This window comes from Priestia sp. TRM10, from assembly GCF_057808375.1.
Window position 1 is genome coordinate 57660 of the sequence record NZ_JBJZOT010000019.1, and the last position, 15058, is coordinate 72717.

At 35.4% G+C, this 15058-nt stretch carries 13 protein-coding genes and 1 pseudogene; 4 read left to right on the forward strand and 10 right to left on the reverse strand.

From position 1 onward, the window contains the following. Positions 1-108: 108 nt before the first annotated feature. From ACK3CR_RS26345 to ACK3CR_RS26360, 4 genes are all read right to left on the reverse strand, one after another. A complete protein-coding gene (locus ACK3CR_RS26345; protein ID WP_243519570.1) occupies positions 109-318 on the reverse strand; it encodes a hypothetical protein in 210 nt (69 codons plus the stop codon). A 223-nt stretch (positions 319-541) separates the two neighbouring features. Continuing rightward, a complete protein-coding gene (locus ACK3CR_RS26350; protein WP_243519572.1) occupies positions 542-769 on the reverse strand; it encodes a hypothetical protein in 228 nt (75 codons plus the stop codon). Positions 770-1214: 445 nt separating this feature from the next. Beyond that, complete coding sequence (locus tag ACK3CR_RS26355; protein WP_328125195.1) at positions 1215-1619, reverse strand: hypothetical protein; 405 nt, start codon at positions 1617-1619, stop codon at positions 1215-1217. A 4-nt stretch (positions 1620-1623) separates the two neighbouring features. Further along, positions 1624-2808 carry a ParM/StbA family protein gene (locus ACK3CR_RS26360; protein ID WP_488976337.1) on the reverse strand — a complete coding sequence of 395 codons (1185 nt, stop codon included), beginning with the start codon at positions 2806-2808 and terminating at the stop codon, positions 1624-1626. 1893 nt (positions 2809-4701) lie between these two features. Here ACK3CR_RS26360 and ACK3CR_RS26365 point away from each other — a divergent pair. Further along, positions 4702-5256 carry a MerR family transcriptional regulator gene (locus ACK3CR_RS26365; protein ID WP_268584658.1) on the forward strand — a complete coding sequence of 185 codons (555 nt, stop codon included), beginning with the start codon at positions 4702-4704 and terminating at the stop codon, positions 5254-5256. A 240-nt stretch (positions 5257-5496) separates the two neighbouring features. Here the strand turns inward: ACK3CR_RS26365 and ACK3CR_RS26370 are convergent. From ACK3CR_RS26370 to ACK3CR_RS26390, 5 genes and pseudogenes are all read right to left on the reverse strand, one after another. Then, positions 5497-5775, reverse strand: a pseudogene (locus ACK3CR_RS26370) (DUF5412 family protein); the annotation flags it as partial. A gap of 132 nt (positions 5776-5907) precedes the next feature. Further along, positions 5908-6912: a hypothetical protein gene (locus tag ACK3CR_RS26375; RefSeq protein WP_430236768.1), complete on the reverse strand. Its 1005-nt coding sequence runs from the start codon at positions 6910-6912 to the stop codon at positions 5908-5910. 461 nt (positions 6913-7373) lie between these two features. Further along, complete coding sequence (locus tag ACK3CR_RS26380) at positions 7374-7919, reverse strand: replication-relaxation family protein (protein ID WP_488976338.1); 546 nt, start codon at positions 7917-7919, stop codon at positions 7374-7376. A 10-nt stretch (positions 7920-7929) separates the two neighbouring features. Next, on the reverse strand, positions 7930-9096 hold the full coding sequence (locus ACK3CR_RS26385) for an FtsK/SpoIIIE domain-containing protein (RefSeq protein ID WP_488976339.1): 1167 nt from the start codon (positions 9094-9096) through the stop codon (positions 7930-7932). A 121-nt stretch (positions 9097-9217) separates the two neighbouring features. After that, a complete protein-coding gene (locus tag ACK3CR_RS26390) occupies positions 9218-9394 on the reverse strand; it encodes a hypothetical protein (RefSeq protein WP_430236775.1) in 177 nt (58 codons plus the stop codon). 163 nt (positions 9395-9557) lie between these two features. Here ACK3CR_RS26390 and ACK3CR_RS26395 point away from each other — a divergent pair, with 163 nt between their 5' ends. Both ACK3CR_RS26395 and poxB read left to right on the forward strand, forming a co-directional pair. Then, positions 9558-9773: a helix-turn-helix transcriptional regulator gene (locus tag ACK3CR_RS26395; protein ID WP_328125050.1), complete on the forward strand. Its 216-nt coding sequence runs from the start codon at positions 9558-9560 to the stop codon at positions 9771-9773. Positions 9774-10144: 371 nt separating this feature from the next. After that, the gene (poxB, locus tag ACK3CR_RS26400; protein WP_488976340.1) at positions 10145-11869 is read left to right on the forward strand and encodes a ubiquinone-dependent pyruvate dehydrogenase; all 1725 of its coding nucleotides are present in this window, start codon (positions 10145-10147) and stop codon (positions 11867-11869) included. Positions 11870-12008: 139 nt separating this feature from the next. Here poxB and ilvD read toward each other — a convergent pair whose 3' ends face one another. Next, positions 12009-13685 carry a dihydroxy-acid dehydratase gene (ilvD, locus tag ACK3CR_RS26405; RefSeq protein ID WP_328125048.1) on the reverse strand — a complete coding sequence of 559 codons (1677 nt, stop codon included), beginning with the start codon at positions 13683-13685 and terminating at the stop codon, positions 12009-12011. Positions 13686-14334: 649 nt separating this feature from the next. On the opposite strand from ilvD, the gene ACK3CR_RS26410 reads away from it, so the two are divergent. Next, positions 14335-14616, forward strand: coding sequence for a hypothetical protein (locus ACK3CR_RS26410; RefSeq protein WP_328125047.1), 282 nt, complete (start codon positions 14335-14337; stop codon positions 14614-14616). Positions 14617-15058: the final 442 nt, after the last annotated feature.

Sequence of the window (15058 nt, forward strand, 5' to 3'; positions counted from 1 at the left end):
TTCTCCCTCCTTCTCTCTCTATATGTCTAGTATATATACCCTTATATATACTTGGGTAGAGGTAAAATCCAAAAAACAACAGAAAAAAGTGGTTATCCCACATTTTTATTAAATTTCTACATTATTAATCTTTTTCCACTGAATATTCTTATTAATGAGCTTTTCCAGATCATATTTTCGAGTCATTTGTTTACGAAAAGAAAGGCAGGATTTCAATCTGTATTCCAAAAATTCTTGTTGTGATATTCCTTTTTCTTTTGCCATTTCATCAATCTTTTTCACTGCAACTAGATCTATATTTCTCACTTTAATCTCCATTCCATTCCTCTTCTCTCAAAATTCAGTGCTCTACATCCAAAAAGATAGAAGAGCATAAGGGGTTCTTGCCCCCACATAGCGTGTGGGGTTAGGCAGAGCCTAACAAAACCATGGGTACAAAGAAAAGCGCCAAACGTCCCCTCGACGTCCCCTCAAATCGTGGTAACGTCCCCTCAGTGTCCCCTCATTTTCGCGTGATGCCCCCTCGACGTCCCCACAGGTTTTAACGGGTTTGAGATAAATCTTGCTCTTTTTCGTTTAACTTTTTGAGCTTTTTCTTTAACATTTTCTTCCCACCTTTATAGGGACTAATACTCCCTTCTTTCATTCGAATCTCATCTTCTTTTAAAGAAATTTGAGCTTCCGTTTCAGTTTTTTCCGTCTCAATTTGATACTCCATATCGGCTTTTAATTCGCTAATTTCTTCTCGTAAAGCTCTCTGATTTTCCACCTTAATTGCAATGGCATTTCATAGTATTTCATTTTCATTTTATTAAATGTCGCCCACTAATAATTTGTAAGCTTGCCTATTCTAAGATGACTTTTCTGAACTCGTAGGCGTTTTTGTTTGACCGGTAGAGATCGTCTGAATGAGTTTATCTTGTGACTCTTCCCCCTCTATTTTCACTTCATTTCCCGCAACATCCATGCTTTCTGCTTCCAGCAGTTTTTGATATAAAGCAAGTGCTAAGGCTTCCTAATTTAAAGATAATTGTTTCGCCCTTACCACGTATCTGATATAAGACTTTAATCAGTATGTCTACCCTTGAATGGACTTTTTCTAGACTTAAAATTAAATTCTTCTCCACTTTATTCATTCAACTTTTTCATCTTATCTCCTTATAAAAAATAGCCCTCACCTAATGTGAGGGCTATATTATATTCCTTAAAAGTCATCAAAAAATTGATTTCGGGTTAACCTTTTGATAATTAACTTTACTTTTAGCTTCTGGTTTATTCGTTTCTTCACTTACACGACGTTCATCTCGTGCAGAGGAAGACGGCTTCTCAGACATAGACGAAATTTCACCTGGAGATTCTACCGAAACGATACTCTCCTTTACCGTTAAGGCCTCTTTTCCTCTAAGCGCTTCTAAAATAAACATATCTCGACTCATTTCTTTATCGACATGATGATTTAAAACGCTCTCCGTCCCATATAGCTCAATCATATGGTACACAATCTTACGTAAAGAAAGCGCAATATTATCCTGATTTTCAAACCATTCATAAAACTCATCGGTCTCGTTGCTTTTAAACTTCCAGTTGTACTGTGTTTTTCTCTTCTTTTCATTCGTCATATGCTTACATCACCACAGTTTCTTCATATTCTTCTGTAAATAGCATGTTGCGATTTAAGATATCTAATCCTTTCACGTTCATATCGACTGCGTATTGTGCGGGGATCCAAAGGACTTTTGCATCCACGGAATCTGCAAATTCTTTCAGATACTTATACATATCCTCTTTAAACTCAATAGATCCTCCACCATAGCAAGCTAGGTATTCTGGTTCACTAGAGAGTGTTGTCGTATATTTACGTTCTACATCTTCTAGGATGAAATCCACTTGATTGATACGAGCCTCACGCAAGTAATGAACAGCTAAATCATGATCCTTTGGATACTCATCTGGTCGCTCAATGTATTTCGCAAATTGCTGACGATTGATATTAAGACCTTTACGCTCTTCTTTCATTAATTGAATCGCTTCTTCTACCGCATGCCCCACTCCTCGTCTTTCTCCTGTACATTGTTCTGGTTGTGGATTCACGCCTACGGAGTAAATATACTCGGTTGTTCCACTTCCAATATCGATATGCATAATCTTTGAGTTCATAAAGTAAGAACCATCAATACCCTTCATTCTATATTCTTTACAAAACTCTTGAAACATATCATTTGGCGCCTCAAAGATGGCGTATAACGCTGGAATTCCTTCTTTCGTCACCTTTACTTGTGAGAAGTTTAGCTCTACCGTTACTTGCTCTTGACCGACATACACAATCACTACATGAGAAGTATCCATAAAACGTTCTTCTAATTGCTTCGCTGTCTCCACATTATGTTGGCTCGCTGGAATGGCGCTACTCATGCCCACTTCTACTTTTAATGCTTGAGGAAGTTCCCCTTCTTCTTCATATTGTTTCTGTACAGATCTTGCTGCAGCATAACCTAACGTATTAATTAAAGGTAAATCACTACTATGCTTTTCATGAACGGCGATATCCATGTTACTTACGCCTTCTGTCGTTTGAATTGCTCGTTCTCCAATCATATATAAACCATCACGACGAATAGATGAGCTCGAAATATGTACAAGTAATTGATCAATGAGGTTCGTTACGTTCTTTTTTATGTCATTCTCATGAACAGAAGGTTTTCGGTTAATTCGCTTATAAGCACTCGGAATTTTCACTACTTGTTCCATTCCTGGTTCAAGAATTTTCATTTTGTCATTTCCAATATCGTTCGCAAGGATTAATTTCATTATTAAATCCACTCCTTTTTGTTATCCTATATCAATTTTATCACAAATTATATAAAAATATAATAATAATTATATAAATTAATAACCGAAAAAGAGACTCGAAGTAATGACAGAAGAAAATGAAATTTATTTATATATAAAATATACAATTAAAACATCTTTATTATATTAATTTAATTAAAAATGATATATCTATACACTGAACACTTCTTTTTATAAGAAAACAAAGACTTAATAAATTTTTTATATGAAAATTATATAAATAAGACTAAAATGACAAATTTGCATACCACCTTATTATTTAGTTGATCCAAAATTAAATTTTGTAGCAGAAACTATAATGAGGTAAAACACGGTATAAAAAACTATATAACGCGTATTTTTCCAAAAGGATTTATGAAATAGATATTTTAATCGATTTTAAGTGGCGTCGTATCTCTCGTAACGCCATAAGAGCTTATAAACGTTGATAATAAAGGGATTTCCACAATACATTTTCTTTTGTGACGCTACCCGTTATAGCCTCCACCACCTATTTATAGCGTTTCTTACAGCGTTATGAATAAGCAAGTACAGGATATCTTGACTTATTTAAATTTAGTTGTCTTTATCTATTTATCTATTGTATTTATGTTCAAATTTAATTAAAACATTTATAAAAATAAGCTCTGATTTATTATTTTTAATGAGTATAGTTCCAAACTTAGACAAAGGTGTTATTTACATCGTCCAGAATTAAAACTGATAAAAAGTATTGTCGCATCATAAAAGACCTTATACAAAACTACATAACGCGTATTTTTTCGGAAGCATCTATGAAATAGATATTTTAATCAATGTTATATTTACCGTAACGCTATAAGAGGTTATAAATGTTGATAATAAAGGGTTTTTCACAATACATTTTCTTTTGTGACGCTACCCGTTATAGCCTTTATCACCTGTTTATAGCGTTTTCTACAGCGTTATAAATAAGCAAGTACAGGATATCCTGACTTATTTAAATTTAGTTGTCTTTATCTATTTATCTATTGTATTTATGTTCAAATTTAATTAAAACATTTATAAAAATAAGCTCTGATTTATTATTTTTAATGAGCATAGTTCCAAACTTAGACAAAGGTATTATTTACATCGTCCAGAATTAAAACTAATAGAAAGTATTGTCGCATCATAAAACACGTTATACCAAACTATATAACGCGTATTTTTCCAGAAGCATTTATGAAATAGATATTTTAATCAGTGTTATATTTACCGTAACGCTATAAGAGCTTATAAATATTGATAATAAAGGGTTTCTATAATACATTTTCTTTTTGTGACGCTACCCGTTATAGTCTTCACAACCTATTTATAGCGTTTTCTACAGCGTTATAAATAAGTCAACACTGTATAGCCTCACTTATTTAAATTTGATTACCTTTTATCTATCTCTACATTGTATTCATGTTCAAATTTAGTTAAAACGTTTATAATTATAATATCTGATCTATTATTTTTATAAGTATAGTTCCAAACTTAGATAAAAGTGTTATTAAAATCGTCCAGAATTAAAGCTGATAAAAAGTATTGTCGTATCATAAAAGACCTTATACAAAACTACATAACGCGTTTTTTTCAAAAGTATCTATGAAATAGATATTTTAATCAATTTTAAGTAGCGTTATATTTCTTATAGCGCTATAAAGACTTGTAAACATTGACAATAAAGGGTTTCTAACAATACAAAACATCTTGTGACGCTATCCGTTACAATTTTTATCACTTATTTATAACGTTTTATACAGCGTTATAAATAGAATAATTGAACACATTTTAAGCATGAAAAAACTAAGAAAAATAAATTATTTTTGATAATTGAATTACATTATAAGAATGGAGGAATATACTATGGAAAACAGTACAATTGACCAAGAAAAGGCTTACTGGACAAGAGAAGTAGCCGAATTATTAGATATAAAAGAGGGAACAGTGCGTAAGTACGCTCGTCTTATGGAGGAAAACGGGTATAATTTTCATAGAAACGAGCACGATCAACGTGGTTTTTTCGAAAGAGATATTTTACTTATGAAACGCATCAAAGCTCTTAGCAAAACAAAAGGTGTGACGCTAGAGGATGCTGTAAATACTGTTACAAAAGGAATTTCGGTGCCAGAAAGAGAGCCTATGACGCATACCGTCATGAATCTTCAAGAGGAATTAGAGCGTTCTATAGAACGTCATAAACAAACTATGGAAGCTTTTATTGAACTAAAAAATGAAAATACAGAGATGAAGGAATTGTTAATTAACTTGTCAGAACAGATGAAACAACAACAGACATATATTGAGAATAGTTTAGAGAAAAGGGATCAAGTTTTGTTAGAATCTATCCAGAAGACTTTAGAAAAGAGAAAAGAAGAAGAGAGTACTGGATGGTTTAAAAAATTATTCAAGTCTAAATAAGCATTTACTATTTACTGATGGAGACTTATAAAGCATGAGGAGACTGTTTTCATATTTACATTTAACAGGTTAGTCTTTCCTCAGTGTTTAAATAATATGACTGCTTAAAAGGCATAGAAATCTTAAAAGATTTTTTATGTCTTTTAACTGCTTTATTAGTACGAGACAAAAAAGGGAATAGGTAGATAAGCATCCTTACAACTTACTTTTTCATCTTCAATCCAAAGTGAGTTATTGATTTCAAAAATCAAATTTATCATCAGGAACATTAAGTATATGTCCATTAATGGTTACTGTATTGTTATCTATCCATTTAATATCTGCAGTGTCCTCGCGATAATTCCAGTAAATATTTTTTGCCTTTATTGTTAAATACTAATTCACCACGTACAGCAAATGAAGTTGTAGCACCTCCATTTGTTACATATGCTTTTAAAGTATACACTCCATCAGGAGACTTTTTCTCTGAGAGATAATCTCCTGTGGGCAATCTATCCATATCCTATAAAGCCAATAAACAATAGGAAACCAAAGAAAAATACTTTCAATCTCTTTTACAGCCTTTTCTCTTACTATTTATCAAATTAGTACCCAAAGAATTTTCCTTAGATAAAGCAGGTATGTAGTAGGGGGGATAACCTATTGCTTTAGTTAAGTATATAACGCTAAAATGGCTTTCATTTTTGCTATCTCATCTTCTGGTGACATTTCATACATATCTTGCGCTTGTGATTCTTTTTCTACTAAAACTTCTTTCTTTTGTTGCTCTTGGAACCAATCAGGTAACATTTCCTTACGAACAATCTTACGTGATGATGTTACAGAATCTAGGTTATTATTTGGATTTTCTGTTTGAACTAAATCATTAAACTTATTCAAAGCGATACTATATACTAATTTACATTGCTCCTCAAAACTCATAGAACGTGTTTTTATGTATGTAAAAAGAATTTGAATAGATTCATAAGCTATGGAATGAATATCCTTCTTTGAAAGAGTTATAGATAAAGATTGACCTACTTTTCTAGAAGCCAAACGAATACGTAAATAAAGATCTCTTAAAGAATCTTTAAACACATCTTTAAAGGTTTGATTAATTAATTTTGGGACTCCTTTAATGAAAGGAATGGTTTTGCACATAAAATGATCTTTAATATAATTATTAGGTAAATAATAGGTAGAAACTTTTTTGGCCTCTTCATTCTTACTCTCACAAGGGTTTTCAGCATTTTCTGCTTGGACATCTGTTTGGACATTAAAGTCAAAATACTGTTGCCAGTGTTCAAAATAAGGGTGATTTACGAAGAAATAAACGGCTGCACCTCGACCATTATGTTTAGAAGAAGAACGATGAGCCTTCACAATCTTCCCAGCTTTTTCTAAGGCTTTCATAACACGACGAATCGTACGAGTAGAAATATTGTGTTTCTCAGCAAAATAGGTGTCTTTGGCATACACAAAGCCTTTATCCGTTGCTAAAAAGCAAATCATATCAATAGCATCACGTGTTTCTAATTTCAAACGAGCAAAAGCATCTCCAAAGACAGATTCTACAATTTCTAATAATTTATATTTCATTTGTTTCTGTTGATCTTTTGTTTTTATGTAAGATTCATAGTTTTGCATACGGGCAAAATCATCACTAAAGATTAACATATTTTTTCTCTCCTCTTTTCTTGCGGAAAAAGAAAAAGGACATGTTTACCGTTTGAAAATCCGGTAAACACACCCTTTAATAAAGAGAGTACAATAAACCCTTGCAATAATTAAAGTTTTACTGTAAAATGCAGATAGAAACTTTAATTATGTGAACAAGGTTTGAGGTAAGTGTTTACCGTGGTGCGACACGGTGAGCCGTCGCAGGATGCTTCCAACATCGCTGCGATTGCCTTGAACCTTTTTTCTGTTCCGAACTGTCTAATTGCTGTTATTATAGCAAACTATGGCAATGAACACAATGTCAATTCGACCTAATTTTGGTCAAATCCCTTTAAAAAGCTATTATTTTTTTGTATATTATTTATCTTTTAGAACATAGTTCTTAAAGATAAATAAAGTGTGATAAGGGCTGCTTGGTTGAGATTTGTCCCTATTAATATCTATACCGTTTGTAAGTTCTATAAAAAATAATTTTCAATATCTTCGATTGTTAGAATCTCTGCATTAACTTTATACTCTTTGCACCAAGTTAAGATTTTGTCTTTTCTCACTTGAGTAGTCGTATAAAAGATTAATAAGGCTTGCTGTTCTCCTAGAGCTTGAAAGAGGGAACGATACAGTTTAATTTTCTTCTTATTTTCGAGCATCTTCTGTTTGAGATCCACTTCCACAAAACAAATGACACCGTGAAGGGAAAAGCGAGCATCACAAATGAGCTTATACCTTTCTCCTTGAATCCTCCATTCATTAGGTCGTTCTACTTTCCAATCTTTTGGACAACCATAATACAAGTAAATATCATTCCGTCTCACTTTATGTTCAAGCTGGATTAAAGAAGGTTTGGTTTTCTCTGATCCAATATGTTGGCGTCCTTTCTTTGATAAATAATAGATGTTTTCATGAAGACGTTTGTGGTTTAAAAAGGGACTCATGTTATACAGAACACGGTTTGCATTACGTACACTCTTCAATTGGAAGAGGTATTGTAGTTGAGACCGACTCATACATTCCAACTTATCCAAGACGTACATAATCTTCTCCTGTCTCGTTTGGCACAGCTGTTTGTTTTGCAATTTCATACCCTCCAATCCGTTTCCAGATTTCCTCATGATTCAGGTAGGGGACTTGCACTTCTTTCACTTCATGCGTTTTAATCAACGCACGCCCTTTGATATTGGAAGGTAACGTTTCCGCGCCATACGCATCAAGGGCTACCTTAGAGGCATAATCACTTCCCAGCCGAAAACTAACCTTTAAATCCGCATTTTGCTTGATTGAGCCATTCAATACATTTGAGGTAGGGTATTGGGTTCCATACACCAACCGAACGCCCAGAGCGCCTCCTAGACGTGCTATTTCACTTAAGACCGATTGACACTGCGCTAATGTCTTCTTTTCTTCTTTCTCCATAAACTTTTCCGGCGTGAGTTGTGCAGCTTCATCAATCAACACAAACAGACGTTGAGAGAGGGGAGTGTCCACAATATTGGACCATCCTTGACGCTTAAAAAGGGCCATTTGTTCCTTCATGTCTTTCTGTACCTGTTTCAAGGCATATAAGGCCTCTATGGGATTACTGGCTATACGTTTGACTTGCTGAAGGTTCTTATACCGATCAAACTCTAATCCACCCTTTAAATCAATGATGATGAATTGAGCATCCCAGGGGTGATGCTCGATCAGATAGGTCATCATGACTTTCATCATGACCGTTTTTCCAAATCGAGTCGTTCCCGAAATCGTGGTATGGGGAGTATGGTCAAAATGGTGAAAGTTCCACCCCTGGCGGTTTTTCCCTAAGGGAACCATCCATCCTTTTCGATAAGGAACCTCTTGATAAGAAACGTAGAAAGGCATTTTATGCTTTGTAATTTCAATGATCAGCCATTTCTTAAAGGAGACGTTCACCTCTTGATTTAAGGTAACGGATAAAATCTGTTGTAAGGTTCGCAATGTCTTTTCTTCTAAAGCTAAAGGTGTGCGATAAATCAGCTTAATTTGTTTCGTACTTTTGCACTCTCGTACAAGCTGAGGGTATCGGTTGTTTTTCCCGTCCTTAATTTGGATATGGTATTGCTCAAAGGTCTGTTGGACGATCCGATGTTCCTCACTGAATGCATTCCTGCCAAACCACAAAGCAGCAGCCCCTGTTAAAAGGGGAATCGTCATGAGCTCCCACATTCTTCTCACTCCTTCTTTCTTATCTTCTATAGATAGTTCCTTGAAAAAGGAAGCTTCCAAATGGCATTCTTATCGTGATCAACCTATTCCTTTTTCTCTTCTATCCTGGATGTAACCCTGGTCATAAGAAAGGAAGGAAAGAAGACAACGTATATAAAAAATAGAGCAAGCTCCCCAAGATACCTGCATTCATTCCAACCTGCATAATCACTCTTACTTTTGATTTGTCGACCCATCCTTTTTTCTCTGCATAGATTACCATAAATAACATCAAGCTTGTTCCCAAGACTGTAACCATATGGACCTCCTCCTAAGTTGGTATAGTCGATTGTATGTGGCATGGCTTGTTCAACTTATCTTGTCCCTATAATTTCTTCCACTAGAGTTGCGAATTCCATGTATAAGAGTGGAAAAAAACGTACATAATGCTTGATAACCAAGAATAAAATGGAGTGAAGGAAATGAGTGGCAAACAGAGAGGGAAGTTAGGGAAATGGCTTGATAACAGAGGAATTAAACAGGAATGGTTAGTGAAGGAGACCAATCTAGCTCGTAATACAATTAGTGATATCTGCAAAGGAAGAAGAACTCCTACAACTCCTACACTAAAAAAACTCATGAAAGCACTTAGAAAAGTAGATCGTAATGCTAAAGTGGATGACTTTTTTGATATTTAACATGACAGACTGGAATATTGTCGTGAAAAAAAGAATAGTTATATGTCATAAATATACTTAAGACCGCCTTATATACTAATGGATATTGGGCGGTCTTTGCTATGAGTATGACTATTTTCTAAAAGAGACTATTTATATAGAGTACTAGCACTTGGTTTATATGCTAAAGAGAACTAAAAGTATGACAAAGGCGTTTGTAGAAGGTGTAAGGAATACTCCAGCAATCATTAGCTGTTATCCCAAAGAAATCGATTTTTTATTTTACCTCTAAAAGCGATAGAGAATTTTTCTAATGACCTAGGTCATACTAAAAGAAAAAGAGTGATGGATAGGTTATAAACAATATTTCTAGCAAAGCATAGGAGGAAAAAATGAAGCAAACCATTGCAGACTTATTGATTGAATCGTTATTACAAGCTGGAGTTAAACGAATTTACGGAATCGTAGGGGATTCACTAAATGCTGTTTTAGATTCTATAAGACGTTCCGAAAAAATTGAATGGATTGGCGTTCGTCACGAGGAGGTTGCAGCCTTTGCTGCTGGTTCTGATTCTCTGCTCGGTGAAAGCATTGCCGTTTGTGCAGGAAGTAGTGGTCCTGGGAACCTTCACCTAATCAATGGATTATACGATTGTCATCGTAGTCGGATTCCTGTTTTAGCTATTGCTGCCCATATCCCAAGTAACGAAATTGGAAGTGAATATTTTCAACAGACACATCCAGAGCAACTTTTTAAGGAGTGTAGTCATTTCAGTGAGGTTATAACGAGACCGGAACAGATGCCTCGTTTAGTAACAATTGCATTGCAGCATGCTATCTCTAAACAAGGGGTTTCAGTTCTTGTTCTCCCTGGTGACGTCGCAGCATTATCTGATGAAGAATCTGTCCCAGAACAAGTGATGCATGTGACCCAACCAGTCATTCGACCATCTGATACTGAACTAAAGAAGCTTGCTGAATACCTTAATAACGGAAAGAAAATCACACTGTTATGTGGGGCTGGTTGTGAAGGGGCACATGAATCGTTAATGCAGTTGTGTGATAAACTACAGTCTCCTATGGTTATCGCCCTTAGAGGGAAAGAACACCTTGAATATGATAACCCTTACTCCGTTGGCTTGACGGGTCTCATCGGCTATTCATCAGGGTTTCATGCTATGATGGATTGCGATGTATTGTTAATGCTTGGTACTGACTTTCCGTACAGACAATTCTTCCCTAAGAAAGCTGTCATTCTTCAAGTAGATATTCGTCCCGAGCATCTTGGACGCCGAGCTGCTTTAACCCTAGGTCTTTGTGGTGATATTAAGTATACAGTTGAATCATTACTTCCTTATCTAACCGAACAGCATGATTCCCATCATCTAGATAAATTTGTATCAGATTATCAGGACGTTCGTAAAGATCTTGATAAACTCGCAATTGGAAAACCAGGTCACACACCGATCCACCCTCAATACCTCACAAAAATTGTAAGTGACCTTGCTGATGAGGATGCTGTATTTACATGTGATGTTGGAACGCCAACCTTATGGGCCGCCCGTTACCTTGAAATGAATGGGAAAAGAAGGCTACTTGGTTCATTCAACCATGGAACAATGGCAAATGCGATGCCGCAAGCTATCGGAGCACAATGTGCAAATCCAGGCAGACAAGTGATTGCCCTATCAGGTGATGGTGGCCTCTCCATGTTAATGGGAGATTTGTTAACACTGCGTCAGCACAAATTACCGGTCAAGATTATTGTATTTAATAATAGCTCTTTGAGTTTTGTGGAACTTGAAATGAAAGCTGCTGGTTATTTGGAGACTGGAACGGGGTTAGAAAACCCTAATTTAGCGTCTGTAGCACAAGCTATGGGGATTGAAGGAATCCGCGTAGAGGATCCAGCTGATCTTGAAGATTCCATAAAACAAGCTTTTCAACATAAGGGACCGGTTTTATTAGATGTTCTTGTCAACCGTCAGGAGTTGGCCCTTCCTCCTAAAATTAAATTTGAGCAAGCTAATGGATTTACACTTTGGATGCTTAAAGCCGTTCTTAATGGAAACGGCAATAAATTGGTGGAACTTGCTAAAAGCAATTTATTCCGATAGATATTTCTTGTTCAAAGAAGAAAGGCATTGGTTCATCTCTAACACTACGTGAACCATTAACAAAGCCTTGAATAAAAAAGACCCGTTAAAAAGTCTCTAGTTTTACTAGAGTTTTTAACGGGTCTCTTAATCGATTAATTTAGATTTTCATAATACCACCAGTGCTAGCAGATGTAACAAGCTTAGAGTAACGAGCTAAATAGCCTGTTTTAACTTTTGGTTCAAAGCCTTTCCAGTTTGCTTTTCGTTGCTCCCACTCTTCCTCAGAAACTTGAACGTCCATTGTGCGCTTTTCAATGTCAATGACAATATGATCACCGTTTTGAACAAATGCAAGTGGTCCACCTTCTGCTGCTTCTGGTGAAGCATGGCCGATAGATAGACCGCGGGAAGCACCTGAAAAACGTCCGTCTGTTACAAGCGCTACTTTTGCGCCTAAGCCCATACCCATAATTTGGGAAGTTGGTGCTAACATTTCCGGCATACCCGGTCCACCTTTTGGACCCTCATAACGAATGACAACAACATGTCCTTCTTTGACTTGTCCCCCGGCAATACCTGCTAAAGCCTCATCCTGTGAGTCAAAGACAATCGCTGGTCCCTCATGAGAAGTAATTCCGCCTTGGACACCACCTGTTTTGATAATTGCGCCATCTGGAGCAAGGTTACCAAATAACACCGCAAGTCCACCCTTTTCTGAGAACGGATTATCAATTGAATGAATAACATTATTATCTTTCACATCACAACCAGCGATGTTTTCCCCAAGTGTTTTTCCTGTTACCGTCATGACGTCAAGGTGAAGTGTACCTTCTTTTTTGGATAATTCATTTAATGCAGCAGATACTCCACCTGCTTCATGTAAATCTTCAATGTGTACATCTGATGCTGGCGCAAGCTTTGAAAGATGCGGCACACGCGCTGCTACTTCATTGATTCGTTCAAGCGGATAGTCTATACCTGCTTCGTTTGCAAGAGCAAGCGTATGTAAAACTGTATTTGTTGATCCACCAAGTGCCATGTCAAGGGCAAATGCGTTATCAATTGCTTTCTCTGTCACAATATCACGCGGCTTTAAATCTAAATCAATTAACTTCATTAACTGAGTAGCTGAGCGTTTAACAAATTCTTTACGCTCTGGTGCCACTGCTAAAATCGTTCCGTTTCCTGGTAGAGCAATTCCAAGTGCCTCTGCTAAGCAGTTCATAGAGTTAGCAGTAAACATTCCAGAACAAGATCCACATGTTGGACATCCAAACTGCTCAAGCTCTAGAAGACCTTTCTCATCAAGGTTCCCTGACTGATAAGCACCCACCCCTTCAAATACAGAAGAAAGAGAGATTTTTCGGCCATCACTTGTACGTCCAGCTGCCATTGGACCACCACTAACAAAAATCGTCGGAATATTTAAGCGCATAGCTGCCATCATCATGCCTGGTGTAATTTTATCACAGTTTGGAATACAGACCATTCCATCAAACCAGTGTGCTGATACAACTGTCTCCACGGAATCAGCAATAATTTCACGACTTGGTAATGAGTAGCGCATCCCAATATGCCCCATCGCAATACCATCATCTACACCAATTGTGTTCATTTCAAACGGAACACCACCAGCTTCACGAATTGCTTCTTTTACAATCTTCCCAAACTCTTGTAAATGTACATGTCCAGGAACAATATCAATATATGAATTGACAACAGCAATGAATGGTTTGTTAAAATCCTCTTCTTTTACGCCAGCAGCGCGAAGCAAGCTTCTATGCGGTGCTCGGTCAAATCCTTTTTTAATCATATTACTGCGTAGTTCTGCCAAAATAAATCCCTCCATCTAAGTCTCACTATGATGACTATAAATTTAAACTTTTCAATATTGTAACACTATTCTCAATATAATTGTATCCTTAATAACACTGTTATGTAATTTATTAAGTTTCTTTTAAATAGATATTAGGATTTCGATAGTTTAAAAAATGTCACGGAAATAAGCATATATAAGTCAGTTTACTGATTTCTTAAGATGTAGTGATTGAAAACCTCTGTATGTTGGAAAAGAATACAGTTAGACTTTAAAATCTGTGCGTAAGAATATATATAAAATAAAAAGCGCAAACTCGTTGTTACTGAACGGGTTTGTGCTTTTTACTTCCGTAAACATGTTTTGTGTAAACTCGATTTCTGTAGAGTATTTATTCAATCCTTTTGAGTCTTCTTCAACTAACTGGGCAGAAGAATAAAAGGAAGGTGTTTTTTGAGAGCAATCCAAGTATAGATGAATATAAAATTGAATAAACTACCTTAAGACAAACTTTGTATGTTGAGAAAGTTTCATGTGCAAAATTTTTAGTGGGTTTAATTATAATTATTTATGTTTTGATTGGAACGACTTAATTATCCTTCTTAAAATGTATCAGAGAAAAATAAAAATCAAACTTTTTTAACTATACTTGAAACAAGGTGAAAAAATGAATTGGTTAATAATACCAATTTTAATTTGGATAATGGCCCTGCTCATTATGATACTACCTAAATTTGCTTGCAAAAAAATCCAAAAATTAAAAATGGAACTTGTATTAGAGTCTGAATTAGCACAGAATTCTAATCCTGAAGAAAGTAATTATAAAAAAATAGAGGAAAATACCTTAGATGGCATAAATATTGAAAGCGTATATCTAATTAGTTCAATAATCGCTTCAATATTGATTGTTCTTGGTACCTTTATTCTCTGTTTGGTTTTATTACTATAGAGTTTAGTGAAAACATAGTTAAAGCCGTGTACGATTAGATATTTCAAATGGTAAAAGACTAATATGGCAACATTTTCAGTAATTTTAAAGTTTCTATCTTGTTTTCTGGAACTGAATTTAGAACAAAGTTAGGACTTAGAATACTTACTACAGTGACCTCTACTTTACTTTTACTGCTTATAATCAATACTATGGTAATTAACTAATGTTGAATTTCGGGTAATAAAAAGAAACCCTTTGCTCAGCGCTAGCAAAGGGTTTTTACATATGGGGGAATATGTTACTACTATGGCCAGTTTTGTAGCTTCATATACATATATAGTTATATAATTGGTCTTTTATTAAAGGTACAACAAGGGGATTTGTGGCAAACGTAGGGAATACTCCCACAGACCTATAGTAGTTGTTGTAATAAAAACAAACAAATATAGGTTCAAATTTT